Here is a 24,505-nt window from a genome sequence, read left to right on the forward strand (position 1 = left end):
GACGGGGCTCACCTCTTACCTTTCCGAACAGAGAAGTTAAGCCCGTTTGCGCCGATGGTACTGCTTACTGTGGAAGAGTAGGTCGCCGCCTTTTTTAAATCCTCAACATAATCGTTGAGGATTTTTTGTTTATAACAAGAAATATTTATTTCTACTATATAAAGAAATAAAAAAGGCTTCACTACTAGTGAAGCCTTTTTTAATTTTAATTATAGTGTTTTTGTTTTACCCTTTTATTACACCTCTAGAAATAACTATTTTCTGAATTTCAGAAGTACCCTCATAAATTTGAGTAATTTTTGCATCACGCATGAGACGTTCAACATGATATTCTTTTACAAAACCATTACCACCATGTATTTGTACAGCCTCAACTGTTTGTTCCATAGCTACTTTTGAGGCATATAATTTTGCCATTGCACTTGACATATCATAATTATTACCTTGATCTTTGTCCCAAGCAGATTTCATAACTAGCATTCTAGCGGCTTCAATTTCAGTAACCATATCAGCTAATTTAAAGGCAATAGCTTGGTGATTACAAATTTCAGTTCCAAATGCTTTACGTTCTTTAGAATATTTTAGAGCTAGTTCGTAAGCACCTGATGCAATTCCAAGAGCTTGAGCAGCTATACCAATTCTACCACCTGATAATGTCTTCATAGCAAACTTGAATCCAAAACCATCTTCACCTATTCTATTTTCTTTTGGAACTTTGACATCATTAAACTGAAGTGTGTGAGTATCACTACCACGTATACCAAGTTTATCTTCTTTGGGACCAATATCAAAACCAGGCATCCCTTTTTCAATTATAAAAGCATTGATACCTCTGTGGCCCTTTTCTCTATCTGTTTGAGCAATAACTAAATATACATCACTACGACCACCATTAGTAATCCAGTTTTTAGTTCCATTTAAAAGATAATGGTCACCCATATCTATCGCAGTTGTTTTTTGTGATGTAGCATCACTTCCAGCTTCGGGTTCACTTAAACAAAATGCGCCTATGAATTCTCCAGTTGCTAATTTCGTAAGGTATTTTTGCTTTTGTTCTTCAGAACCATAAGCTTCCAAACCATAACATACAAGAGAGTTGTTTACAGAAACCATAACTGAAGCAGATGCATCAATCTTTGACAGCTCTTCCATAATTAGCACATAAGAAATGGTATCCATTCCACTACCACCATATTTTGGGTCTACCATAATTCCCATAAATCCTAAATCGCCCATTTTGCGCACCAAATCTTGTGGAAAAGATTGTTTATCATCGCGCTCAATTACACCTGGTAATAATTCTGTTTGTGCAAAATCACGAGCTGCATCTCGTATCATTAAGTGCTCTTCAGTTAAGCTAAAGTCCATAAAATGTATAATTATTGATTCTTTAAAAATTTTGCGCAAAGATAACGGTTTGTTGTGTTATTTTCAATGAATAGTGGTAATTTTAGCGATATGTTAATAAATATCTATAACGTTATTTCTGTTATGTCCGGAACATCGCTAGATGGGATAGATATATTATATGCTAAGTTTCAATTTACTGATAAATGGAACTACCATATTTACAAGTTTGAGACTGTAAAATACCCAGAGTTTTGGGTAGAATTGCTAAAACATCTTACACAATATTCAAGTTTTGAATTAAGAGATATTGACAATTCATATTCAAAATACTTAGCCAATCAGATCAAAGATTTTATAGATAGAAATGAAATAAAAGACATAGATTTTATTTCATCTCACGGCCATACTGCGCTTCACAAACCTGATGAAGGCTATACTTACCAAATAGGAAATCAGCAAATTCTTTCAGATACTCTTGGCAAAAAGGTTATATGCGATTTTAGAATTCAAGATGTTAAGTTAGGTGGACAAGGCGCACCATTAGTACCTATTGGCGATAAATTACTTTTTAATGAATATAAGTATTGTATAAACCTAGGAGGTTTTTCGAATATTTCTTTTGAAAGCAATGATCAAAGAGTCGCGTTTGATATCTGTCCTGTTAATATTGTTCTTAATCACTATGCGAACCAGCTAAATTTAGAATACGATGCTGGAGGAGACGTGGCTAAATCAGGAACAGTTTTTACGCCATTGTTAGAGCATTTGAATGAATTGCAATTTTATAATTTAGAAACTCCCAAATCTTTAGGTTTAGAATGGGTTGAAGCGTTTATTTTTCCAATGATTAACAAATTTAAGCTTGAAGTAAGAGATATACTAAGAACTTTTGTAGAGCATATTGTACTTCAAGTTTCAAAATATCTTAATGAGGGTAAAGCACTGATTACTGGTGGTGGTGTTTATAATAACTTTTTAATTAATAGATTAGAGGAATTTTCTAAGGCAGAAATTATTATCCCAGATGTTACAATAATTGAATGTAAAGAAGCTCTGGTTTTTGGACTTTTGGGTGTGTTAAAAGATAGAAATGAGGTCAATTGTTTAAAAAGTGTTACCGGTGCTAAAACGAATCATTCCTCAGGACGAATATTAACCCCTAAAATTAATTCATAAATAATGTTTAGCATTTATAGTTTTTTATATTTGTTAGTAACTAAAATCAACCAATGTCTTTAACGAAAGATTTACTCCAAAAATTTGAAAATAAAGCTCCAGAAATAGTATTTCATTGGAATGACGCTGAAACCGAAGCTGAAGGCTGGACAGTAATCAATTCTTTAAGAGGCGGTGCAGCTGGTGGCGGAACACGTATGCGTCAAGGCTTAGACAAAAATGAAGTACTGTCATTAGCCAAAACTATGGAAGTGAAGTTTACAGTTTCTGGCCCTGCAATTGGTGGTGCCAAATCTGGTATTAATTTTAACCCTCATGACTCAAGAAAGAAAGGCGTTTTAGAGCGTTGGTATGCAGCTGTTTCTCCTCTGCTTAAAAGCTATTACGGTACTGGTGGCGATCTAAATGTAGATGAAATACATGAGGTTATTCCAATTACTGAAAACAGTGGTGTTTGGCATCCACAAGAAGGCGTTTTCGAAGGTCACTTTAAGCCAACTGATGCAGATAAGATAAACCGAATTGGGCAACTTCGTCAAGGAGTAATTAAGGTTATAGAGAATCCGACCTTTTCTCCAGATGTTTCCAAAAAATATACAGTGGCAGATATGATTACTGGGTATGGTGTCGCGGTTGCAGCTAAGCATTTTTATGCGATTCATTCAGATAGTATTGAAGGTAAACGTGCTATAGTTCAGGGTTTTGGAAATGTAGGTGCAGCAGCAGCATTTTATTTAGCCCAAATGGGTGTTAAAATTGTAGGTATAATTGACCGAGTAGGTGGGATAATTAACGAAGAAGGTTTATCTTTAGAAGAAGTTACTGGGTTATATCTTAATAAAGATGGGAATACATTAGCTGGTAAAGATCTTATTCCATTTGATGAAATGAATAAGAAAATTTGGTCACTTGAGGCTGAAATTTTTGCACCATGTGCTGCATCTCGATTAATTACTCAAGAACAAATAGACGAACTTATAGATACTGGCTTAGAAGTTATTTCTTGCGGTGCAAATGTTCCGTTTGCAGATAAAGAAATCTTCTTTGGGCCAATTATGGAGCATACCGATAATAGAGTAAGTCTAATACCAGATTTTATATCTAACTGTGGTATGGCTCGGGTTTTTGCTTACTTCATGGAACGTAAAGTACAAATGACAGATGAAGCAATTTTTAACGATACGTCCGAAGTAATTGAACGAGCACTTCAAGATGTATATAAACATAATACTAACAAATCGGGCATAAGTGCTACGGCTTTTGAAATAGCACTTAAGCAATTAATATAATTTTTATGGAAACCATTATTGTACTTGTATTCGTATTTGGATATTTAGCGATTACGCTAGAACACAGCATTAAAATAGATAAACTCATTCCAGCGCTTGTAATGATGGCGATAAGCTGGGCTTTAATATCACTTGGTATTGATGCTTTCCCTAACTGGTTTGATTCAGCTAAACATGCTTTAGTTGACAATTTTGGCGGGCTAGGACATGAAGAAAAAATGCATCTCATGGAAGAGACGTTGCTTCATCATCTAGGTAAAACAGCCGAGATTTTAGTGTTCTTATTAGGTGCAATGACAATAGTAGAAATAATAGATTATTTTGACGGTTTCTCTACTATTAAAGCAGCGGTAAAATTTAGAAGTAGAAAAAAGATATTATGGTTATTTTCTATACTTGCTTTTATACTTTCAGCAATCATAGATAATTTAACTGCGACGATCGTTCTTATTTCTATACTTCAAAAAATAGTAAAAGATAGAGATGTGCGTATTTGGTATGCGGGCTTAATAATAATTGCTGCTAATGCTGGTGGTGCATGGTCACCTATTGGCGATGTAACTACTACAATGTTATGGATTGGTAATAAAGTATCAACGGGTAACTTGTTTTTATATCTATTTATTCCATCAGTACTATGTATGGTTGTCCCTACTATTATTGCGTCTTTTTTAAAACCATTTAAGGGTGATTTAGAATTGCAAGAAGAAGATGATAAACCAAGAAGTAGGTTTAGTTCAACTATGCTATTTTTAGGATTAGGAGCAATTGTTTCTGTACCATTTTTTAAAGTAGTAACACATTTACCTCCATATGTAGGTATGATGTTAGCCTTAGGTATTGTAGCCATATTTGCAGAAATATATACAAATTCTCGTTTTGAAATGTCTCAAGTAGGTCAGGGCGAAAGTGTAGCGCATGAGCATCATAGTCCTGTTCACCGCTCATTATCTCGTATTGAAATGCCGAGTATTTTATTCTTCTTAGGTATTTTAATGGCAGTAGCAGCTCTTGAATCTTTAGGTATTTTATTTGGTTTTGCGGATAGTCTAAAAGAGAATATTGGACTTTTAGGAACCGAACCATCGGGAACATTAGTCTCAGATTTAGTAGTGCTTTTATTAGGTGTAGGTTCTGCCGTTATTGATAATGTACCTTTGGTAGCAGCAAGTTTAGGTATGTTTACTGAAGCTTTAGACGATCAGTTATGGCATTTCATTGCGTATTCTGCGGGTACTGGAGGTAGTATGCTTATTATCGGTTCAGCTGCTGGTGTAGTAGCAATGGGCATGGAAAAAATAGACTTTTTCTGGTATTTAAAAAAGATATCTTGGTTAGCATTAATTGGCTTTATAGCTGGTGCAGCAGCCTTTATGGTAACAAGAACTTTATTTTAGATACACGTAAATCACTTTTTATACGTTATTAAAAAAACCAAATCATTAAAACTTATATATGTTAAACATGTTTATTCAAGATGCTGATGCACTTTTAGAAGAGGAATCAGTAGAAAAAACCTTATCCATAATAGAGCTTATTACCACTGGCGGCACTGCGGGTATTATCATTATTTCAATACTAGCTTTATTATTTATTGTGGCAACATACATTTATTTTGAAAGAATTTTTGCCATTAAAGAAGCCTCAAAAGTAGATTCTAATTTTATGAATCAAATTAGAGATTACGTTAGCGACGGTAAAGTAGATTCTGCTCAGAATTTGTGTATGCAGACCAACTCACCAGTATCTAGACTTATTAGTAAAGGAATTTCCAGAATTGGAAAACCTCTTGATGATATCAACACAGCAATTGAAAATGCTGGTAGATTAGAAATTTATGGCTTAGAAAAAAATGTCAGCGTATTAGCAACAATATCCGGTGCTGCACCAATGATAGGATTTTTAGGAACTGTAATTGGGATGATATTATCCATTTTTGAGATTGCAAATTCAGGTGGTTCAATCGATATTAAAACACTTGCAGATGGTTTATATACAGCAATGACTACAACCGTTGGAGGTTTAATAGTTGGTATCATTGCATACATTGCTTACAACCATTTGGTGGTTAAAACCAATAAAGTTGTATATCAAATGGAGGCAAATTCTTTAGAATTTTTAGATCTATTAAACGAGCCTATCTAGTATGAATTTAAGAGGACGAAATAAAGTAACACCAGAATTCAATATGTCGTCTATGACGGATATCGTATTCTTGTTACTCATATTTTTTATGATTGCGTCAACACTGGTGTCAGCTGAAGCAATAGACCTATTATTACCTAAATCAAGTAGTAAAACTACGCAGACAAAAAACGTTTCAGTTAGTGTAAACAAACAGTTACAATATTTTGTAGATTTAAAACAGGTGCCAAAAGACCAATTAGAAACAGCAGTTTTAGAAAAAGTAGGAGGTTCGGATTCTCCTACAATTACGATACGATCAGACCAAGATGTAGACTTAAAGCATGTAGTCTTTATTATGGACATAGCCAATAGAAACAAAATAAAATCGACATTGGCAGTGAAATCACAGTAGTCCCATTTCATTTTTTAACCGACTATGAGATACTTAAATACCAAACATGAACGTAACTCAGCTAAGATAACAACACTAATAGTACTTATTACAGCGTTGTTGTTTTTTGTAGTTGGCGCTCCATACAAGGAAATTCCTGATGAGTATGGTGTGGCTATTAATTTTGGCGAACCTAGTGTAGTAAGCAATGCTGTTGCCAATGACAATCCTACTCCATCTAATGAGGTAAGTGATGAAATAGATGATGAAACAGTTGAAGAGATTGAGGATATTCAAGACGATATTGACCAATTAGCAGAAGAATTAGAAGAGCCAGAACCAGAACCAGTTGAAGATGAAACTTCTGAAGAGGAAACTAACGAGCAAGAAGAACTAGAGAAAGAAAAAGCAGCGGAAGAATTACTTGCAGAGCAAGAAGCAGAAGCTCTAAAACTTAAAGCTGAAAAGGAAGCTAAAGAAAGAGCAGAAGCTGAAAAAGCTAAAGCAGAAAAAGAAGCTAAAGAAAAAGCCGATAGAGAGGCAAAGGAAAAGGCGGAGAGAGAAGCCAGAGAAAAAGCAGAGCGTGATGCTAGAGCTAAAGCTGAAAGAGAAGCGAGAAAGCGCGCTGAAGAAGCCAAAAGAGCAGCCGCTGCAAAAGCTAAAGCCGAAGCTGACCGTAAAGCAGCTGCCGCAGCTGCTGCAGCAAAAAATAAAAATGGAGGAAGCACAAGCGGTTTTAAACTAAGTCAAGAAGGCCCAGTTTATCCAGGTTGTGAAGGCATGAACAATGCGGACAGAAAAAGTTGTATGAATCAGAAAATCAGTAGGTTTTTTGCAAATCAATTTGATTCTGATTTAGCTGAAAATTTAGGGTTTACAGGAGACCAATCTATTAAAATTCGTTTTGACATAAATGAAGCTGGCAAGATTATTGGAGTTAGAGTTATAGCAGCGCATCCTGATCTTGTTGCAGAAACGAAACGAGTCATAGGTTTGTTGCCAAAAATTAAACCTGCTTTACAGCAAGGAAAGCCAGTGAAAGCGCCATATTCATTACCAATACGGTTTAAGGCACAATAATATAACTGTTACTTTTCACGTTGTATAGCTAACAAGGTACTCTTATGAAGTATTTAAAAACTAAACACGAAAAAAACTCTGCAAAGATCACTGCTCTAATCCTATTGATTTTAGTATTACTGTTCTTTGTTGTTGGTCCACATTACATGGATCCACCAGAAGAGTATGGCGTTGCTGTAAATTTTGGAACAAATAATTTTGGTAGCGGTAATAAACCGTTAAGTAAACCAAAACAAGCGGATGTACCTAAAAAAATTCAGGAAGAAAAAGTTAAACAACAAGAAGTTAAACCTGTAAAATCTGTTCAGAAAACAGAAGATATTCTTACTCAAGATACTGAAGAAGCTATTGCGATAAAAAAGAAAAAAGCCGCTGAAGCTAAAGCAAAAGCTGAGGCAGAAAGAGCGGAGCGATTAAAACGCGAAGCTGAAGAAAGAAAAAAACGAGAAGAAGCTGAGAAGCGTAAAAAATTAGATAACCTTATTGGTGGTGTAAAAAACTCTAAGGGTAATGATAGTGGCGGAGAAGGACCAGATGGTAAACCAGGAAATAAAGGACAATTAGATGGTAACCCATACGCTCCAAGCTACTTTGGAGGTTCAGGCCCAGGAAAAGGTGGTGTTGGTTTTGGGTTAAGCGGTAGAGGAAGACCAAGTAAAAAGATATTTAAACAAGACTGTAATGAGTATGGTTTAGTTATTGTCCGTATTGAGGTCGATAGAAATGGTAGAGTAACTTCGGCTACTCCAGGCGCAAAAGGATCAACTAATACACATCCTTGCCTATTAGAACCTGCAAAGAAGATAGCATTATCTCACAAATGGCCAGCTGATGCTAAGGCACCAGCAAAACAAATAGGTTTTGTGAGTATCAACTTTGATGTTAGCCAATAGCATGAATTATCGAGATACCGTTAATTGGTTGTTTCGGCAATTACCGATGTATCAAAACCAAGGTAAATCTGCTTACAAAAAAGATTTATCTAACACCATTAAACTAGCAGCTTACCTTAATAACCCTGAATTGAAGTTTAAATCCATTCATGTTGCTGGTACCAATGGTAAAGGGTCATGTAGTCATATGCTGGCTTCTATCTTTCAAAAAGCTGGTTATAAAGTTGGTCTATACACATCTCCACATTTAAAAGATTATAGGGAGCGAATAAAGATTAACGGTAAAGCGATCTCAAAGCATTATGTTATGGGCTTTGTGAAAAAACATAAATCTTTTTTTGAAGAGTATTCGCTTTCTTTTTTTGAAATGACAGTTGGTTTGGCCTTTGACTATTTCGCAAACAAAAAGGTTGATGTCGCCATCATTGAAGTTGGTTTAGGCGGTCGATTAGATTCAACAAATATTATCAATCCAGAACTAAGTATTATTACTAACATTGGGTTAGATCATGTTCAGTTTTTAGGTAACACAAAACCTAAAATAGCTTCAGAAAAAGCTGGAATCATAAAAAAGAATATTCCTGTTGTAATTGGAGAAACACACCCCGAAACATCGGAAGTATTTATAGAAAAAGCTAAAGCTCAAGATTCTGAAATATATTTTGCAGACCGTTTAATTAAAAATGCTCCACCTAGTGATTTAAGAGGTTCTTATCAAAATAGTAATATTAAAACAGTATTACAGTCGGTAAAGTTATTGCAACAGCAAGGATATAAAATATCGGATGAAGCAATTAAATCTGGTTTATTATCAGTAGTTGAGAATACTGGACTATTAGGGAGGTGGCAAGTAGTATCTCAAAAACCAAAAATCATTTTTGATACGGCACATAATAAAGAAGGACTAACATACACAATTGAGCAATTGTTAGACGAGCTTCAAGGTCAACTTTATATAGTGTTTGGTATGGTGAATGATAAAAATAGTGATGAAATTATCTCCATGCTGCCAAAAGATGCCAATTACTATTTAGCCAAACCCAATATTAAACGTGGTTTAGAGGTAGAAAAATTGGCTGCTGCTTTCGGTAAATTTAATTTGAATTACACCACATATACTTCTATTTCTGATGCTTATAAACAAGCAAAATCATTTGCTAAAGCTCAAGATATAATTTATGTTGGTGGAAGCACATTTGTGGTAGCAGAAGTATTATGATTTTTTTCAAAAATTTCTTTTGAGATTTTAAAAACTAGTCTATATTTGCAGTCCAATTTAGCGGGCGCGTAGCTCAGTTGGTTCAGAGCACTTGGTTTACACCCAAGGGGTCAGGGGTTCGAATCCCTTCGCGCCCACGAATAAGTTGAAAGCAAGCAAAATAAGCTTGCTTTTTTTATTTTCTAAGGTTTTGATTTTTAAAGCTGAAAACTTTGGGATATTTGAACCTTCTCAACTATTACAAACCCCATTCGAAAATCGAATGGGGTTTTCGTTTAGGTATATATTCAATTGATTTTTTCTAGTTTATAAATTCTCAAATAATGTTAAAGTTGGGCATTTTATTATTTTAATTTAGAATAAATAAAAATAAAATGTATTTTTGAATTATAAATAACCTAACATGACCATCATACTAACTTTACTTGGATGCTTTTTTCTCTATAGTAAATCTAAGTTTAGTCCAACTTTTGTTTCTGAAGTATACAGAAAGTTAAGACTTAATCAATTATCTACAAGAGTTATTGCTTACACTCTTTTTGCAATTTCAATTACTTTATCAATAATGGAATTAGGATTTTGGACTGGTCTAATAACCTTTCTATTAGTCTTGATGTTCGGGTTATGTATAACTGTAGTCATCTTACCATTAAATAAGCGAATAGCATATATTATTACCGGCTTGGGTATTTTATTCATTGTAATTGAGAATATTTTATAGTATGCCAGCCAACAAAAAACATTTATCTAGTCCTGGTCAGCGTTTTCTAAAAATAACTGCTGGCATCATAGGAGGTTTTATTGTAACTATTTTATTCCATAACGCGATCGGTGTTTTAATTACCGATAAAGGACCATTGATTATGACTACCGCTTATACCTCTTTTATTTTGTGGGCTGCGCTTATGATTCTTGCTTTTGTAGCAAAAAATGGATGGAAGATTTGGGGTATTTATCTTCTACTAATCATTGTATTTGCATTAATAATATTCAAATTAAAATAGACTAGTATGAAACTCAAAGCATTAAAGCCAAGACTCCATAATATAATGTTTCATACACATACCGTTTCTGGAATTGTCATAAGCTTTGCACTATATATTATGTTCTATGCTGGTGCCGTGGCGTTGTTCATGGATGAGTTATATCAATGGGAAAATCCAAATGCTCGTGAAGTAGCAATTAATCCAGATGATGTAGACTATGACAGTTTATTAAAATTGGTAGAGGATACGTATCCAAATTTTGATAAAACACAGCAATTTGGGATGGTACCTCCAAAAGAGACTAATCCATTAGTTACATTTTATGGGTCCTTAAAAGTAGACGATAATACAATAGAACGATTTAATGCTTATATAAATCCAATCACATATAAGATTGATTCGGGTAAAGAACCCATAACTCATATGGCTAGGACGATATACGAGTTACATTACTTCAATCAAATACCAATGATCGGAATCTATCTTTCAGGGTTAGTAGCATTTTTCTTCTTGTTTGCAATTTTTACTGGTTTACTTACACATTGGAAAAATATAGTAAATAAGTTTTATGCCTTCACTACAAAGGGTAAATGGAAACAGATATGGACAAATGGTCATGTATCTTTAGGAGTTATTACTTTACCATTTCAGTTAATATATGCAATCACAGGTGCGCTTCTAGGATTATCGATTTTGTTATTAGCACCAACTGCGTTTTTAGTATTTGATGGTGATACTAATGAAGTTATAAAAGTTGTACGTCCTGATGCTGCAATTAAGTACGATGAAAATGCAAAAGTAGCAGATAAAGCTTTCACATTTAACTCTGCTTATGAAAGTGTACAAAATGAAATTGAAGACTTAGATGTAGTATACCTTTATACAAGGAATTATGGTAAAGTAGATGGTACGATAGCTGCAAATGTTGCCGATAATAAAGGAATCGGTAGTGATGGAAGTTTTATATATAGTGTAAATGATGGTGAGCTAATAAAGGCAACAAGGCCAGTTACAAGATCCTACACTACAGGTGCTTTAGCAGTACTAATTAAACTCCACTATGCGACTTACGGTGGAATCTTCTTAAAGATAATATACTTTATACTGGCTATGTTTACCTGTTACATAATACTCAGTGGCGTATTAATCTGGAGAACAGCTCGAGATAATAACAAGTATACAGTAAAACAAAAACGCTTTCATCATAGAGTTACAAAATTTTACTTAGCAGTAACCTTATCTATGTTTCCATCTATTGGGATAATTTTCTTAGCTAATAAGTTAGTGCCCTTGGAGACAGTTAATCGCATATTATATGTTAATTCAGCATTCTTTATAGGTTGGTTAGTACTGATATTAATTGGATTATTTTGGAATAATTACAGAAAATTAAATCGTAATTATATAATGATTGGCAGTGTATTCGGAATATTAATACCAATTGTTAATGGAATAATTACAGGTGATTGGTTGTGGAAAACTTTAGTTAATAAGCAATATTACGTTTTTAGTGTTGATGTTACTTGGTTAATAATTGGAGTTTCAGGAATACTCATTTGCAAATACTATTTAACAAATAAAGGACTTACAAATACCTTATCTTCTGAATTAAATGCCTAAAAAAGAAAAAAATGCTACTGTTTCTGAAATTGATTTAGAGCCTGCTCTTCAAGCTAGTAAAACAAAATTATAGCTCTCGAAATAGTTAATTTATTATTTTTATTTGGTCTAAATAAGAATAGAATATATATTTGCACAAACTTAAAACTAACTATACCAATGAGAGCCATTATATTATTGTGTCTTTTTATCCCAGTTCAATTATTTGCTCAGAGTAATTTTTCCATTAAAGGTCAAGTAAAAGATGTTGCCAATACTCCTGTACCTTTTGCTAATGTAATTATAGAAGGAACAAATAAATATGCTGTAACTGATGAAAACGGTGAGTATAAAATAAGCAATGTTGCGCCAGGCAATTATACTCTTGTTTTTTCTTCTATAGGTTTTGCTACTATTAAAAAAGAAATATCAGTTGATAAGGATTTGAAGATTGATATTTCATTACAAGAAGGTGTTGAGGCTTTAGATGACATTACTATTGTAGCCAAATCAGATTCAGGTAGACAAAACGAAAAAGCAATTACTATAAATTCTTTGGATATAAAGAAGCTGCAAAATCAAGCACTAGGTGTAGAGTCTGTAATAAAACAGTCAACAGGTGTTGTGGTAAGACAAAATGGTGGTCTCGGAAGCCAAGTAAGTATTAACCTAAATGGCTTAACAGGCCAAGCAGTCAGAATCTATTATGACGATATGCCAATTGAATTATTTGGTGGAGCATTTCAAGTTAATGATTTGCCAGTTGATGCCCTTTCAAGAGTTGATATTTACAAAGGTGTAATGCCAGTTGGTGTAGGTACTGATGCTTTAGGTGGAGGTATTAACTTGGTGCCATTTGCAAAAAGTGAGAATTACTTAAGAACATCTTATTCTGTTGGGTCATTTAATACACATAGATTCGCTCTAAATACAAATCATAATTTTAATGACCATATAGCAGTATCGCTGCAATCATATATCAATCATTCAGATAATGATTATAAAATGCAAGATATTAGAACATTTAATGTTGACGGAACTTTTGACCCTGAACCATTCGAAGCTAGACGTTTCCATGATGAGTTTAGCTCATATTTTGTGAAAGGAGCAATAAAGTTTAATGATATAAAAGTTGCTGACGAATTACAAGTGTCATTAATAGCTTCTCAACGTCAAAAAGAAATTCAAAATGGTACGTTTATTACCGAAGTAGCAATCGGTGAAGCTAACAACGAAAACACTGGATTTATAGGGCAGATAAAGTATAAAAAACAGTTTTTTGATAACTTATTAGAGTTAAAGTATCATGGTCTATTCTCTAAACTTACCAATAAAACTATTGATAGTAGTGCAGTATTTTACAATTGGAGAGGTCAAATAATTAATGTACAGAATGATTTTGGTGCAGAAATTTCCACATTTCCTACAGCAAGAGAAGGCGATGATGAAGGTGTAGCCCATAGAGTAGGATTAAAAATTAATATTACAGATAATATTGATTTAAATATTTCAGAGTTTAATAGTAAGTTAACCATTAAAGGAAATGATCCACTTGTATTTGGAACCACAAGAGCCTTGTTGCTAAATGGAGTAGAAACCGACCCTAATACAATCCCTTCAAGAATACAAGGAAACGTATTCGGAGCTGAAGCAAATTTCAAATTCTTTGATAATAAATTAACTCTTTTTGGTCTGTATAAGAATTATGATTATGATGCTGAATCTGTAGATTTCAGACCAGGATTCGGAAGTACTTTAACTGAGATTCCTTTCCGTACTGTGAATACTACTGATAATGGGTACGGAGCAGGAATTAAATACCAAATAACACCAAAGTTCTTTGTGCGTTCTAGTTATGAAAGAACTATTCGTTTTCCAACCCAAGGAGAAATATTTGGAGATTTTGCAGCTATTGTACCTAATTTTGAGCTAAGACCTGAGCGTAGTGAAAATGTTAATCTAGGTTTTAGATTTACAAATCAATTTGAAAATAACGCATCACTTAGAGTAGATTTAGGATTGTTTTTAAGAGATCAAGAAGATTTAATACGAACAAGAGCTTTTGGTCCCGAAAATTCTCAATTTGTAAATGAAGCCTTTGTAGATAATCAAGGTGCTGAACTTAGTATAAGATATATACCAATAAATAATCTCACACTGAATGGTAATTTTACTTTACAACAAATAGAAATTAAAGAAACAGATGATGTTAGTTCTGTAGATTTTGGAGGTACACCTGTACCTAATATACCTAACACCTTTGGTAATTTTAGTGCTAGCTATAAATTTAAAAGGCTATTTAAATCTAATAATGACTTAGATGTAGCATGGAGTTATTTCTTTGTAGATAAATTTGGCTTCACAGATTTACCTGATCTTGACGATGCAACATCAGCTAATGCTATTCCAAGGCAACATTCTAATAATTTAGATTTGACTTACACAATGCCAAAGCAAAAACTCATTTTCTCGCTAGGTATTCAAAATATCTTTAATCAAGAAGTATTTGATAATTTTTCTGTTCCAAGACCAGGAGCCAACTATAATTTTAAAATAAACTATTCATTATAAATCATTTAAAATGAAATCAATAATAGCAATGAAAAACAATTTTAATCGCATTATCTTAGGTATATTTCTAACTACTGTTATAGTTTCATGCGAGGATGGTTTAAACGATTTAGGCGAACTTGAAGGTGTACAAGCAACATCTGGGTTTGTCGTAGTTGCAACTACTGCTTCAAATAATGCAGTTGTAAAGTACTTTAATGATATTCCATCTGGAACAGTTACCCTAAATGATGGCTTCACATTCCAAAGATTTTTTCCAAACTCTTGTGTAGATGGTGCTTTGTTTTTACAAAGACCTGATGGGTTTCCTGGATTTTCAAAATATATTGTAGGTGAAAATGGAGGTCTTTTCGAAGCAGGCTCTATCCCAACTCTTGGCTCTTCATCATTTAGAATTGACGCAAAAGATTCAGATTTTGGTGTATATCAAGATAGAGCAACTTCAGATAATATAACAGTATTTAACCCTACAACTTTAGAGGTTTTAGGAACTATAGATATGACTCAGGGCGAAGTTCCTGGTGATCTTGCTCAGCGTTATCAACGTTTTATTTTTAGAGGTGATGATTTATTTGCACCAATAAGAGGTAATCAAAATGGTGAAGCATTTAACACTTTAGTTGTGCATAGTGCAAATGTTGTAACTCAGTCTTACACTGGTACTACCGAGCGAATTGGTAATGGATTCGCTGATATTAATACGTTTAATAATTTTGGACAGAACTTAACTGATACTGCTGGTAATTTATACATAGCAGATGCCGGGAATTATACTGGGCTTGGAGTTGCTGCTGCAGTAAGTAGAGTTCCAGTAGGTAGTGATGATATTGACCCAAATTATAGTTTTCAACCCGCGGTAGTTCTTAACCCTTTTAATGTATTCTTACCAACATTTAATGGATTTAAACTATTACCAAATGGTAAAGCTATTGCCAGAGTAAATGCAGAAACACCGCAAGCAGCAGTTGATATAATATTAAGCGTTGGCGGTAATTTAGGTTTGCTTTCTCAAGAGCAAATAGACCAAATTTTCAATATTTTATTTACTTCAGAATCAGCTGTATGGTGTGTTTTAGATTTAGATGCACAGACTGTGACTCCACTTTTTGGTATACCAAGAACAGGTGTTTTTGCAGCATCTGATACATTTTTCCATGACGGAGGTGTTTACGTACCAGTTGCAACTCAAGCAGAAAACGGTTACTACAGATATGATTGGACTACAAACCAAACATCTCAAGCTTTTCAAGTTATGGGAGCAGATATATCACAGGTAATAAATATAGCTAATGACAATTAGTTGTTTTAGTAAGTTGTTTATCATAAAAGAGGCTTTTATGGCCTCTTTTTTTATTTACAATATTTCCAGAATCCGCTCCAAAGCCATTCCTCTTGAACCTTTAATCAATATATCAGAGTTAGAAATAGTAGTATCTTCTAAATGATGCTTTAACTCTTCAAAAGAAGAAAACTTTTTAGTAGTAATTTTGGTATTAGTCTTATAGAAGTTTTCGCCAATGAGATATATGTGGTTTTCAAATCTTGCTTCTACGAAATCAACAATGTTCTGATGTTCTGTTTCGGCAGATTCGCCTAGCTCAAACATATCTCCTAAGAATAGAACTTTATTATTGGAGCTTAGCGCTCTAAAATTTTCTAGAGCAGCAATCATACTCGTAGGATTTGCATTATAGGCATCTAGTATTATTTGATTACTTCCTATGTGTTTTATCTCTGACCTGTTATTATCTGGTCTGTACGCTTCAATGCCTTTTTTAATCTTATCAAAAGGTACATCGAAGTATTTGCCTATCGCAATAGCCACAGCAATATTTCCAAAGTTATAACGTCCTATAAGTTGACTTTTAATAGTAGAATCACCATAGTCTAATTCTACAAATGGGTTAGCATCAATAAATTTTACTTGACAATCATTAGAAGCATTTTTACCAAAAGTAGATATGCTTTCGTAGTTACTAATCTGTTGTATCTGCTTTTCGTCATCAGTGTTTATAAAAGCAGTTTTTGAGTTTTGTTTTAGGTAATCGTACAATTCTGATTTTCCTTTTATAACACCGTCAACACCACCAAACCCTTCAAGATGTGCTTTACCAAAGTTTGTGATTAACCCAAAGTCTGGTTCTGCTATAGAAGCTAAAAATGCTATTTCTTTTTGGTGGTTTGCGCCCATTTCTACAATGCCAAAATCTAAATCATTCGTAAAGCTTAATAACGTCAAAGGAACTCCAATATGATTGTTAAGGTTGCCTTTGGTAGCATTTACATTGTAGTGGGTTTCAAGCACAGTATAAATAAGCTCTTTAGTTGTAGTTTTCCCATTACTACCTGTTAAGGCTATAATTGGGAAACTAAATGTGTTTCTATGATAATTAGCTAATTCTTGAAGCGTTTTTAAGGTATCATCAACAAGAACAAAATATTCAGATTTATCCTTTAAAGATTCATCATCTATAACGCAATAACTAGCGCCTTGTTTGAGTGCTTTTTCAGCAAATTTATTTCCATCAAAATTGTCGCCTTTAAGAGCAAAATATATATCATTCTTTTTAAGCTTTCGGGTATCAGTACAAACCGAAGAATGCGTTTTATATATCTCGTAAAGTGTTTCTATGTTCATGGTATAAAAATAAAAAAGTCCTAACAATTTGTTAGGACTTTAAACTTATAATTAACTGTGATTAGTTACGTTTCTTCTTGTTGCTTTTTGATTTAGAACCTACACGTGATACAGCACATCTAAATCCAATATAGTCTGTTGCCATATCTTGTGGGAAGAATCTACGCTGTGCAGGATCAATCCAGTAAGATCTATCTCTCCATGAACCACCTTTGATTACACGAGCTTCATCATTAATTAACGATGTTCTTCTATTAGACTCATCATATTCTTTAATTAATTTACCGGAAGCAGAATCTTTTTCGATATTATGTTTTGGAGAATTATACATTTTTCGAGTATCGAAATTATCGTCATTTTCAAAATTATCTCTATAGTATCTAGAAGACTTCTGGTCACCATCTCGGTAGTTTCTGTTGTCACTTCTATCAAAGTTTGTTCTTAAGTAAGTTTCTTCTTCGTCTACAGGAACTCTTTCGATTTCACCTGGAAGATTACGAGCAACTATTTTACCATTACTTAAAGTGTCGTAAACTGTTTCTTGAACAATTTTTACACTACCATCATCATTAATGGCATTCTTAAAATAAGTATTACCTCTGTAGTAGTTGAAGTCATTAAACTCATCATCAACAATTGGTCTATACACATCAGCTACCCATTCTGCAACATTACCGGCCATATCGTAAATACCATAGTCGTTTGGCTCGTAGTATTTTACTTCTTGAGTAATATCAGCACCATCATCAGACCAACCTGCGATTCCACCATAGTCACCATCTCTTTGCTTAAAGTTAGCCAATTGATCACCTCTTTTAGCTCGTTTTCCAGATCGTGTATACTGACCATCCCATGGATATTTTTTACGTCCACGGTAAATATTATAACTTCTAAGTTCACTCATTCCTAGAGCAGCATATTCCCATTCTACCTCAGTTGGTAGTCTATATTTTGGTCCTATAAGTCCAGACTCGCGCTTAGCATATACATTAATTGTATCTCCTTTAGCGTTAACTTGAACTCTTCTTCTTGATTTAATAGGATTTATAATAGAATCATTGCCACCATAAGTTTGTGTAGGTGCATTGATATACGTATCTGTGCTAAAAGTACTTTCTGCTGTAGCAGTGTATTGAGAATCTCTTTCTAAGTAACCAGCTTCTTGTAGCGACATTTCAGAAACTCTGTCACTTCTCCAACTAGCATATTCAACCGCTTGTATCCAGCTAACACCAACAACAGGATAGTTAGCATATGCAGGATGACGTAGGTAGTTTTCTGTCATCATTTCATTATAACCTAGACGATTTCTCCATACCAAAGTATCTGGTAATGCACCTTTATAAATATTAGCGTAAGCAGGGTCATCTGGTGGGTATACATTTTTTAGATAATCTAAGTACACTAAATAATTTAAATTAGTGACCTCATTCTCATCAATATAAAAAGATTGTACGTGTTGCTGTGATGGTGAATTATTCCAATCGTGCATTGGGTCATCTTGCACTTTACCCATTGTAAAAGTACCACCTTCTACAAAAACTGTTCCTGGAGGTGTTTCTTGCTCCTTGAAACTGGTATTATACTGAAAACCACCTTTTTTGTCATTAATAGCCCAACCGGTAGCACTATCAACATTGCTACCATTTGACGAGCGTTTACAACTAAAAGCAGTAACTATTAGGGCTGTAGCTGCTATTAATTTAAAGTTCATGACGTTTTTCATAACTATAGATTAAGTATGTTTTTTAAAATCGACGTGCAATATAAGAATTAAAGAGAAACAAACAACATTTTTTATCGATAAAATGCAAAAAAATATGCATTTCATCCTGTTTTTTGTTCATTACAACGGATATTTTAACGTTTTTCCTCTCTAATTCACCTATCAATAACGACACCAAAAATAAATTATTGTTGTACATTTGAAATAAAAAGAGCTAACCTATAATAAGGCATAATCTTATGCGTTAATTTACCATGAAAAAGAACTTTACTGTTTTCTTATTAGTGATAAGTTTCTTCTGTTTTTCTCAACAAAAACAATTTACAATTAATTGGAATGGGAATAGAACATTGGAAACGGCTTACACCAAAATAGAAGTTCCTGCCTTCGATAATGAGCATTTTAGTTATAGCACAGAAACCGGCCTTGTATACTTTGCAGAATGGAAGGAAAATAGCCCGATAAATGAAGCTAGTGTTGCTTTAGAAAATGTAAATTATGTTCCTATTTCAAGGTCAGAACTAAAAGATATTGAGCTAAACACAATACCTAATAATGTTAATTTAAAACTTTCGAACATTAATGCTAGGGGTAAAAAATCTGTTTTTCTAGAATTACAACCTATAATTAAAGAGGGTAATTCCTATAAAAAAGTCAACAGCTTTACAATTAGTTATAATTCTCAAAGTGTTAATCGTTCTGCTAATGCTTCTTCCTTTAGAACAATAAGTAATTCGGTGCTTGCATCTGGTGATTGGTATCGCTTTTATGTAGATACCACCGGTGTGCATCGATTATCAAGAGATTTTATTAGTCAATTAGGTGTCAATGTAAATTCAGTAGACCCAAGAACAATAAAAATATATGGTAATGGTGGTGCAATGTTACCGTATTTAAATTCAGAACCTCATGAAATAGATTTAACAGAAAACGCTGTACAATTTATAGGTGAGGCTGATGGTAGTTTTGATAATGAAGATTTTATTTTGTTTTACGCACAAGGACCACAAGGTTTTATTCAAGAGCAAAATTCTAATTTGAATTTGTATACAGATAAGACCTATTATTACCTTAATATTAGCAGTGGAAATGGTAAACGCATCACCAACTTACCTCAAATAGATCAAGCTCCAGATATTATAATAAATACTTTTGAAGATTATGATTTTTATGAAGTTGATGAGTTTAATTTAGTAAAATTAGGTAGGCGATGGTTTGGTGATAAGTTCGATATTGAAACTCAAAGATCATATACGTTTAATATTCCAAATGTAAATTCGGCTGTTCCAGTATCAGTTAATATGGCATTTGGTTCTGTATCAGAGTTACCATCGTCCATGAATGTTTCAGTTAATGGGAATCCTACAACTGTTAATTTGCCGCCAATAAACCCGGATAGCTTTATTTTAGCTAATAGTGCTGTATTAAATACCGATGTCACAGTTTCAGGAGAGACCTTAGAAATTAATATTGAATATGATAATGGTGGTAATCCAATAGCGTCAGGATATCTAGATTATATAATAGTTAATTCTTCAAGAGGATTACAATATATAGATGAGCAATTATTTTTTGAAAATAGTGACGTTGTTTCTGCTTCTGGCATAGCTCAATATAATATTAACAATGCGTCGCAGGTTAATCAAGTTTGGGACGTTACTGATATTTTTAATGTTCAATCTTTTGAAAATACAGAATCAACTTCTGAGATAAATCTCAAGGCTAATGCCGGTCAACTAAGAAATTATGTTGCTTTTTCTAATTCTGATGCATTTATACCTAAGCGAGAAGCCATTAGTCAAGTGGCCAATCAAAACTTAAAAGGCACCATATTTCAAAACAGTCAAGGTCAATTTCAAGACATTGATTATTTATTATTTACACCTCAATTGTTTTTATCTCAGGCTGAAAGATTAGCAGAGATTAATCGTATTCAAAATAATTTAAATGTAAAGGTTGTGACACTTCAAGAGGTGTATAACGAGTTCAGTTCAGGAAATCAAGATATTGCTGCCATACGAAACTTTATTCGCTACGTCTATGATAATGCAAGTTCTGACGAAAACCGTGTCAAATATCTGGGCTTTTTTGGTGATACCTCTTACGATTATAAAGACCGAATTAATAATAATACCAATTTTGTGCCAACATGGTTTTCTTTAAATAGTTCAAGCGTTACAAATTCACTCTTATCTGATGATTTTTTTGGAATGATGGATGACGATGAAGGTACGCTATCAGCAACCGATAGGTTAGACATAGCTGTGGGTAGAATGCTAGCAGATAGTCCAACCAGAGCTAAACAGATTGTAGACAAAATAGAAGCTTATTATGCTCAAGAATCTTTTGGGAGTTGGCGTAACAATGTACTTTTAGTGTCTGATGACGTTGATGAAGCTTTCGAAAAAATATTACAAGAAACAACCGATGATGTTGGTGCCGAACTAAAAACGGAAAAACCTTTTATTAACTCGCTAAAGGTGCATACAGATTCTTTTCAGCAGCAATCGTCTGCCGGTGGTGATAGATATCCGGAGGTCAATAGTGCAATTCGTAACGCTATTGATGTCGGGGTGTTACTTGTTAATTATTTTGGTCATGGCGGAGAGCTTGGACTAGCCAATGAACGAATTTTTGATATCAATGATTCACAAGAGGTAAGTAATAACTGCAGGTTTAATTGTTTTGTAACTGTCACTTGCGAATATACTAAGTACGATAATCCCGATTTACCTACAGCTGGAGAGTTTACCTATTGGAACACAAATGGAGGAGCAATTGCACTAATAACAACTACACGTCAAATTTTTGTAACTGTAGGGACAAATTACAACGAGGTTCTTGAAGACTATATCTTTGCTTATGGGTCCAATGAATATCCAACCATGGCTGAGGCTTTAAGATTAACAAAATTAGATCCACAGATAGCTGGTAGTTTCCAAAAACGGCTTGTTCATTTCATTGGAGATCCAGGAATGAAATTGGCTGTGCCAAGACCTAATATTAGGTTAACTCAAATAAATGATGTGCCAATTACTCAAACCACTGATGTTCTGCAAGCTTTAGGTCGGGTAAAAATGTCTGGCGAGGTAGTTGATGAAAGTGGTAATCTTTTATCTAACTATAATGGTGTACTTACAGCAACAGTATATGACAAAGAAATAGAGCGTGAAACTCTCGCAAATGACGGAGTTCTCCAATGCAATATCCCTGGAGTATCATTGCAAAATTGTCCACCTCCAAATAGAGTGCCTATAAAATTAAATTTTACCACACTTGGAGAAATCATATTTAAAGGTCAAGCAACTATTGAAAATGGCCGATTCAATTTTAATTTTGTTGTTCCTAGAGATATAGGAATACCAGTAGGTCAAGGTAAAGTTAGTTTTTATGCAAAGCGGAATAATGCACTTGAGGACCAAACAGGCTATAGTTTAGATATTCAAGTTGGTGGTATTAATGATAATGCCGAAGAGGATAATATTGGGCCATTAATTAATCTATTCATGAATGATGAAAACTTTGTTTCTGGAGGTATTACTAATGAATCACCTACATTATTAGTGAAATTACAAGACGATAATGGAATTAATACAGCAAGTGGTATAGGACATGATATTACTGCAATATTGGATGGAGATGAGACGAACCCGTTTGTGCTAAATGATTATTACCAAGCTAATATAGATGACTTCACCAACGGAACAGTAACCTTTGGTTTTAGAGATTTAGAGGCAGGCCCTCATACATTGACAGTAAAAGCTTGGGATGTATATAATAATTCATCAACATCCGAAATTCAATTTACCGTCTTTAATAACAATGAAGAGCTTGTCATAGATAATGTACTTAATTATCCAAATCCATTTGTCGATTATACCGAGTTTTGGTTTAACCATAACAGTAGTGATGTTTTAGATATTTCTGTGCAAATATTTACAGTTTCAGGCAAACTGGTAAGAACATTGAACGGCCAAACAAATACGTCGGGCAAATCTACAAGCACCTTATCTAGAGATATTGTTTGGGACGGTAGAGATGATTTTGGTGATAAAATTGGTAAAGGCGTATACATTTATAAACTAAAAGTAAAATCTCAGCGTTTAAACAAACAGATAGAAAAAATCGAAAAACTTGTTATACTCTAATAATAATTTATATTTGTTAACAGTTATTAACTTTTATTTCGACGGTTTAACTACAAAAAATTAGAATGAAAAATATTTTATCTATTATACTAACATTTGCATTAGTAAATGTATCTTTTTCACAAGAGACCATTGTTTTTCCAGATCAATCTTCAGTTATTACAACCGGTATACCATTTATGTTGGTAGCTCCTGATGCACGTTCTGCATCAATGGGAGATATGGGTGTTGCGACTTCTGTAGACGGTTTTTCTCAGCAATATAATCCAGCTAAGTATGCCTTTTCTGAGACCAAATCTGGATTAAGCTTAAGCTTTACACCATATCTTACCAGATTAGTTAATGATATATCTATAAGTTATGCAACATATTTCAATAGATTAAATGATTACAGTGCTGTTTCTGCAAGTATCAAATATTTCAGTTTAGGAGAAATTGTGCTTACACAAGATGCGAGCACACCAGGTGTTCCTGTAAAACCTAATGAATATGCAGTAGATGTGGCGTATTCTTTAAAATTGGCGGATCAATTTGCAATGGCAGTAGGTTTAAGATATTTCAGATCGGCCTTACGTATTGGTCAAGTAGATCCAAATGCAAATCCGGGTAGTTCTTTCGGTGCAGATATAACAGGGTATTATCAAAGTGAAGAAAACGCATATAACGATTTTAATGGTCGTTGGAGATTAGGTTTTGCTATCCAAAATCTTGGACCTAAGTTTAGCTATGATGACGCTGGTCAAGATGTGTTTCAGCCTACTAATTTAAGATTGGGTGGTGGTTTTGATTTTATATTTGATCAAAACAGTAAACTAGGTTTAACGGCTGAGGTTTCTAAACTTCTAGTACCTACACCTCCAGAATTAGGTTTTGTAGATACAGATGATGATGGTGTACAAGATGCTGATGAACCAACAATAATTACGGCAGGACAAGATAATGATGTGAGTTTCTTGTCGGGAGTTTTCCAATCTTTTGGTGATGCGCCAGGAGGTTTTAGTGAGGAGCTTAAAGAGTTTACATATGCTTTAGGAGCTGAGTATACGTATAATAACTCATTTGCTCTAAGAGCTGGATATTTTAATGAAGCTGAAGAGAAAGGTGCTCGTAAGTTTTTTGCTTTAGGTGCTGGATTTAAGTACACAACAATTCAGTTAGATTTATCATATTTATTCTCTGCTTCAAGAGTTCAGAGTCCGTTAGAGAATACATTGCGTTTTTCATTAACGTTTAATTTTGGTGAAAACGAATATGCAGAATATTAATAGTATCATTTAGGATGAATAACAAAGACTATTGTTGAAAGACAATA

Annotated in this window: 18 protein-coding genes, 1 tRNA gene and 1 rRNA gene; 17 read left to right on the top strand and 3 right to left on the bottom strand. The window is 33.8% G+C overall.

All coding sequences use genetic code 11. The features are described from left to right. A 5S ribosomal RNA gene (rrf, locus tag ED556_RS12840) occupies nucleotides 1-94 on the top strand; the annotation flags it as partial. A 131-nt stretch (nucleotides 95-225) separates the two neighbouring features. Here the strand turns inward: rrf and ED556_RS12845 are convergent. Further along, on the bottom strand, nucleotides 226-1,368 hold the full coding sequence (locus ED556_RS12845; protein WP_296325060.1) for an acyl-CoA dehydrogenase: 1,143 nt from the start codon (nucleotides 1,366-1,368) through the stop codon (nucleotides 226-228). A 90-nt stretch (nucleotides 1,369-1,458) separates the two neighbouring features. On the opposite strand from ED556_RS12845, the gene ED556_RS12850 reads away from it, so the two are divergent. From ED556_RS12850 to ED556_RS12915, 14 genes are all read left to right on the top strand, one after another. Then, on the top strand, nucleotides 1,459-2,526 hold the full coding sequence (locus ED556_RS12850) for an anhydro-N-acetylmuramic acid kinase (protein ID WP_296324578.1): 1,068 nt from the start codon (nucleotides 1,459-1,461) through the stop codon (nucleotides 2,524-2,526). 53 nt (nucleotides 2,527-2,579) lie between these two features. Continuing rightward, entirely contained in the window at nucleotides 2,580-3,815 is a 1,236-nt protein-coding gene (locus ED556_RS12855; protein ID WP_296324581.1) for a Glu/Leu/Phe/Val dehydrogenase dimerization domain-containing protein, read from the top strand. 5 nt (nucleotides 3,816-3,820) lie between these two features. Then, nucleotides 3,821-5,212 (top strand): sodium:proton antiporter NhaD, encoded by a 1,392-nt coding sequence (gene nhaD, locus ED556_RS12860; protein ID WP_296324583.1) that lies wholly within the window; start codon nucleotides 3,821-3,823, stop codon nucleotides 5,210-5,212. A gap of 58 nt (nucleotides 5,213-5,270) precedes the next feature. After that, entirely contained in the window at nucleotides 5,271-5,960 is a 690-nt protein-coding gene (locus ED556_RS12865; protein WP_296324586.1) for a MotA/TolQ/ExbB proton channel family protein, read from the top strand. Between the two features lies 1 nt (nucleotide 5,961). After that, a complete protein-coding gene (locus ED556_RS12870) occupies nucleotides 5,962-6,354 on the top strand; it encodes a biopolymer transporter ExbD (protein ID WP_296324589.1) in 393 nt (130 codons plus the stop codon). A gap of 24 nt (nucleotides 6,355-6,378) precedes the next feature. Beyond that, entirely contained in the window at nucleotides 6,379-7,413 is a 1,035-nt protein-coding gene (tolA, locus tag ED556_RS12875) for a cell envelope integrity protein TolA (protein ID WP_296324593.1), read from the top strand. A gap of 44 nt (nucleotides 7,414-7,457) precedes the next feature. After that, the gene (locus ED556_RS12880; protein WP_296324596.1) at nucleotides 7,458-8,306 is read left to right on the top strand and encodes an energy transducer TonB; all 849 of its coding nucleotides are present in this window, start codon (nucleotides 7,458-7,460) and stop codon (nucleotides 8,304-8,306) included. 1 nt (nucleotide 8,307) lies between these two features. Beyond that, nucleotides 8,308-9,525 (top strand): folylpolyglutamate synthase/dihydrofolate synthase family protein, encoded by a 1,218-nt coding sequence (locus ED556_RS12885; RefSeq protein ID WP_296324598.1) that lies wholly within the window; start codon nucleotides 8,308-8,310, stop codon nucleotides 9,523-9,525. A 62-nt stretch (nucleotides 9,526-9,587) separates the two neighbouring features. Further along, nucleotides 9,588-9,662: transfer RNA gene (locus tag ED556_RS12890), tRNA-Val, on the top strand. 266 nt (nucleotides 9,663-9,928) lie between these two features. After that, on the top strand, nucleotides 9,929-10,246 hold the full coding sequence (locus ED556_RS12895; protein ID WP_296324601.1) for a hypothetical protein: 318 nt from the start codon (nucleotides 9,929-9,931) through the stop codon (nucleotides 10,244-10,246). A 1-nt stretch (nucleotide 10,247) separates the two neighbouring features. After that, nucleotides 10,248-10,529, top strand: coding sequence for a hypothetical protein (locus ED556_RS12900; RefSeq protein ID WP_296324604.1), 282 nt, complete (start codon nucleotides 10,248-10,250; stop codon nucleotides 10,527-10,529). 6 nt (nucleotides 10,530-10,535) lie between these two features. Next, the gene (locus ED556_RS12905; protein WP_296324607.1) at nucleotides 10,536-12,131 is read left to right on the top strand and encodes a PepSY-associated TM helix domain-containing protein; all 1,596 of its coding nucleotides are present in this window, start codon (nucleotides 10,536-10,538) and stop codon (nucleotides 12,129-12,131) included. 159 nt (nucleotides 12,132-12,290) lie between these two features. Next, nucleotides 12,291-14,681: a TonB-dependent receptor gene (locus tag ED556_RS12910; protein ID WP_296324610.1), complete on the top strand. Its 2,391-nt coding sequence runs from the start codon at nucleotides 12,291-12,293 to the stop codon at nucleotides 14,679-14,681. 10 nt (nucleotides 14,682-14,691) lie between these two features. Next, nucleotides 14,692-15,981 carry a hypothetical protein gene (locus ED556_RS12915; RefSeq protein ID WP_296324612.1) on the top strand — a complete coding sequence of 430 codons (1,290 nt, stop codon included), beginning with the start codon at nucleotides 14,692-14,694 and terminating at the stop codon, nucleotides 15,979-15,981. A gap of 54 nt (nucleotides 15,982-16,035) precedes the next feature. Here the strand turns inward: ED556_RS12915 and murF are convergent, their stop codons facing one another. Beyond that, a complete protein-coding gene (gene murF / locus ED556_RS12920; RefSeq protein ID WP_296324615.1) occupies nucleotides 16,036-17,319 on the bottom strand; it encodes a UDP-N-acetylmuramoyl-tripeptide--D-alanyl-D-alanine ligase in 1,284 nt (427 codons plus the stop codon). A 61-nt stretch (nucleotides 17,320-17,380) separates the two neighbouring features. Next, the gene (gene gldJ, locus ED556_RS12925) at nucleotides 17,381-19,045 is read right to left on the bottom strand and encodes a gliding motility lipoprotein GldJ (RefSeq protein WP_296324617.1); all 1,665 of its coding nucleotides are present in this window, start codon (nucleotides 19,043-19,045) and stop codon (nucleotides 17,381-17,383) included. A 254-nt stretch (nucleotides 19,046-19,299) separates the two neighbouring features. Between gldJ and porU the strand changes: the two genes are divergently transcribed. Both porU and porV read left to right on the top strand, forming a co-directional pair. Next, nucleotides 19,300-23,193: a type IX secretion system sortase PorU gene (gene porU / locus ED556_RS12930; protein ID WP_296324619.1), complete on the top strand. Its 3,894-nt coding sequence runs from the start codon at nucleotides 19,300-19,302 to the stop codon at nucleotides 23,191-23,193. Between the two features lie 65 nt (nucleotides 23,194-23,258). Next, nucleotides 23,259-24,458, top strand: coding sequence for a type IX secretion system outer membrane channel protein PorV (gene porV / locus ED556_RS12935; RefSeq protein WP_296324622.1), 1,200 nt, complete (start codon nucleotides 23,259-23,261; stop codon nucleotides 24,456-24,458). The last annotated feature ends 47 nt before the right edge of the window (nucleotides 24,459-24,505 follow it).

The sequence above is a fragment of the Winogradskyella sp. genome, from assembly GCF_003712105.1.
Taxonomy (GTDB): Bacteria; Bacteroidota; Bacteroidia; order Flavobacteriales; family Flavobacteriaceae; genus Winogradskyella.

Excerpts from the sequence above, each read along its gene's own strand:
- ED556_RS12845 (WP_296325060.1), bottom strand. The coding sequence starts at position 1,368 with ATGGACTTTAGCTTAACTGAAGAGCACTTAATGATACGAGATGCAGCT.
- ED556_RS12850 (WP_296324578.1), top strand. The coding sequence starts at position 1,459 with ATGTTAATAAATATCTATAACGTTATTTCTGTTATGTCCGGAACATCG.
- ED556_RS12855 (WP_296324581.1), top strand. The coding sequence starts at position 2,580 with ATGTCTTTAACGAAAGATTTACTCCAAAAATTTGAAAATAAAGCTCCA.
- nhaD (WP_296324583.1), top strand. The coding sequence starts at position 3,821 with ATGGAAACCATTATTGTACTTGTATTCGTATTTGGATATTTAGCGATT.
- ED556_RS12865 (WP_296324586.1), top strand. The coding sequence starts at position 5,271 with ATGTTAAACATGTTTATTCAAGATGCTGATGCACTTTTAGAAGAGGAA.
- ED556_RS12870 (WP_296324589.1), top strand. The coding sequence starts at position 5,962 with ATGAATTTAAGAGGACGAAATAAAGTAACACCAGAATTCAATATGTCG.
- tolA (WP_296324593.1), top strand. The coding sequence starts at position 6,379 with ATGAGATACTTAAATACCAAACATGAACGTAACTCAGCTAAGATAACA.
- ED556_RS12880 (WP_296324596.1), top strand. The coding sequence starts at position 7,458 with ATGAAGTATTTAAAAACTAAACACGAAAAAAACTCTGCAAAGATCACT.
- ED556_RS12885 (WP_296324598.1), top strand. The coding sequence starts at position 8,308 with ATGAATTATCGAGATACCGTTAATTGGTTGTTTCGGCAATTACCGATG.
- ED556_RS12895 (WP_296324601.1), top strand. The coding sequence starts at position 9,929 with ATGACCATCATACTAACTTTACTTGGATGCTTTTTTCTCTATAGTAAA.
- ED556_RS12900 (WP_296324604.1), top strand. The coding sequence starts at position 10,248 with ATGCCAGCCAACAAAAAACATTTATCTAGTCCTGGTCAGCGTTTTCTA.
- ED556_RS12905 (WP_296324607.1), top strand. The coding sequence starts at position 10,536 with ATGAAACTCAAAGCATTAAAGCCAAGACTCCATAATATAATGTTTCAT.
- ED556_RS12910 (WP_296324610.1), top strand. The coding sequence starts at position 12,291 with ATGAGAGCCATTATATTATTGTGTCTTTTTATCCCAGTTCAATTATTT.
- ED556_RS12915 (WP_296324612.1), top strand. The coding sequence starts at position 14,692 with ATGAAATCAATAATAGCAATGAAAAACAATTTTAATCGCATTATCTTA.
- murF (WP_296324615.1), bottom strand. The coding sequence starts at position 17,319 with ATGAACATAGAAACACTTTACGAGATATATAAAACGCATTCTTCGGTT.
- gldJ (WP_296324617.1), bottom strand. The coding sequence starts at position 19,045 with ATGAAAAACGTCATGAACTTTAAATTAATAGCAGCTACAGCCCTAATA.
- porU (WP_296324619.1), top strand. The coding sequence starts at position 19,300 with ATGAAAAAGAACTTTACTGTTTTCTTATTAGTGATAAGTTTCTTCTGT.
- porV (WP_296324622.1), top strand. The coding sequence starts at position 23,259 with ATGAAAAATATTTTATCTATTATACTAACATTTGCATTAGTAAATGTA.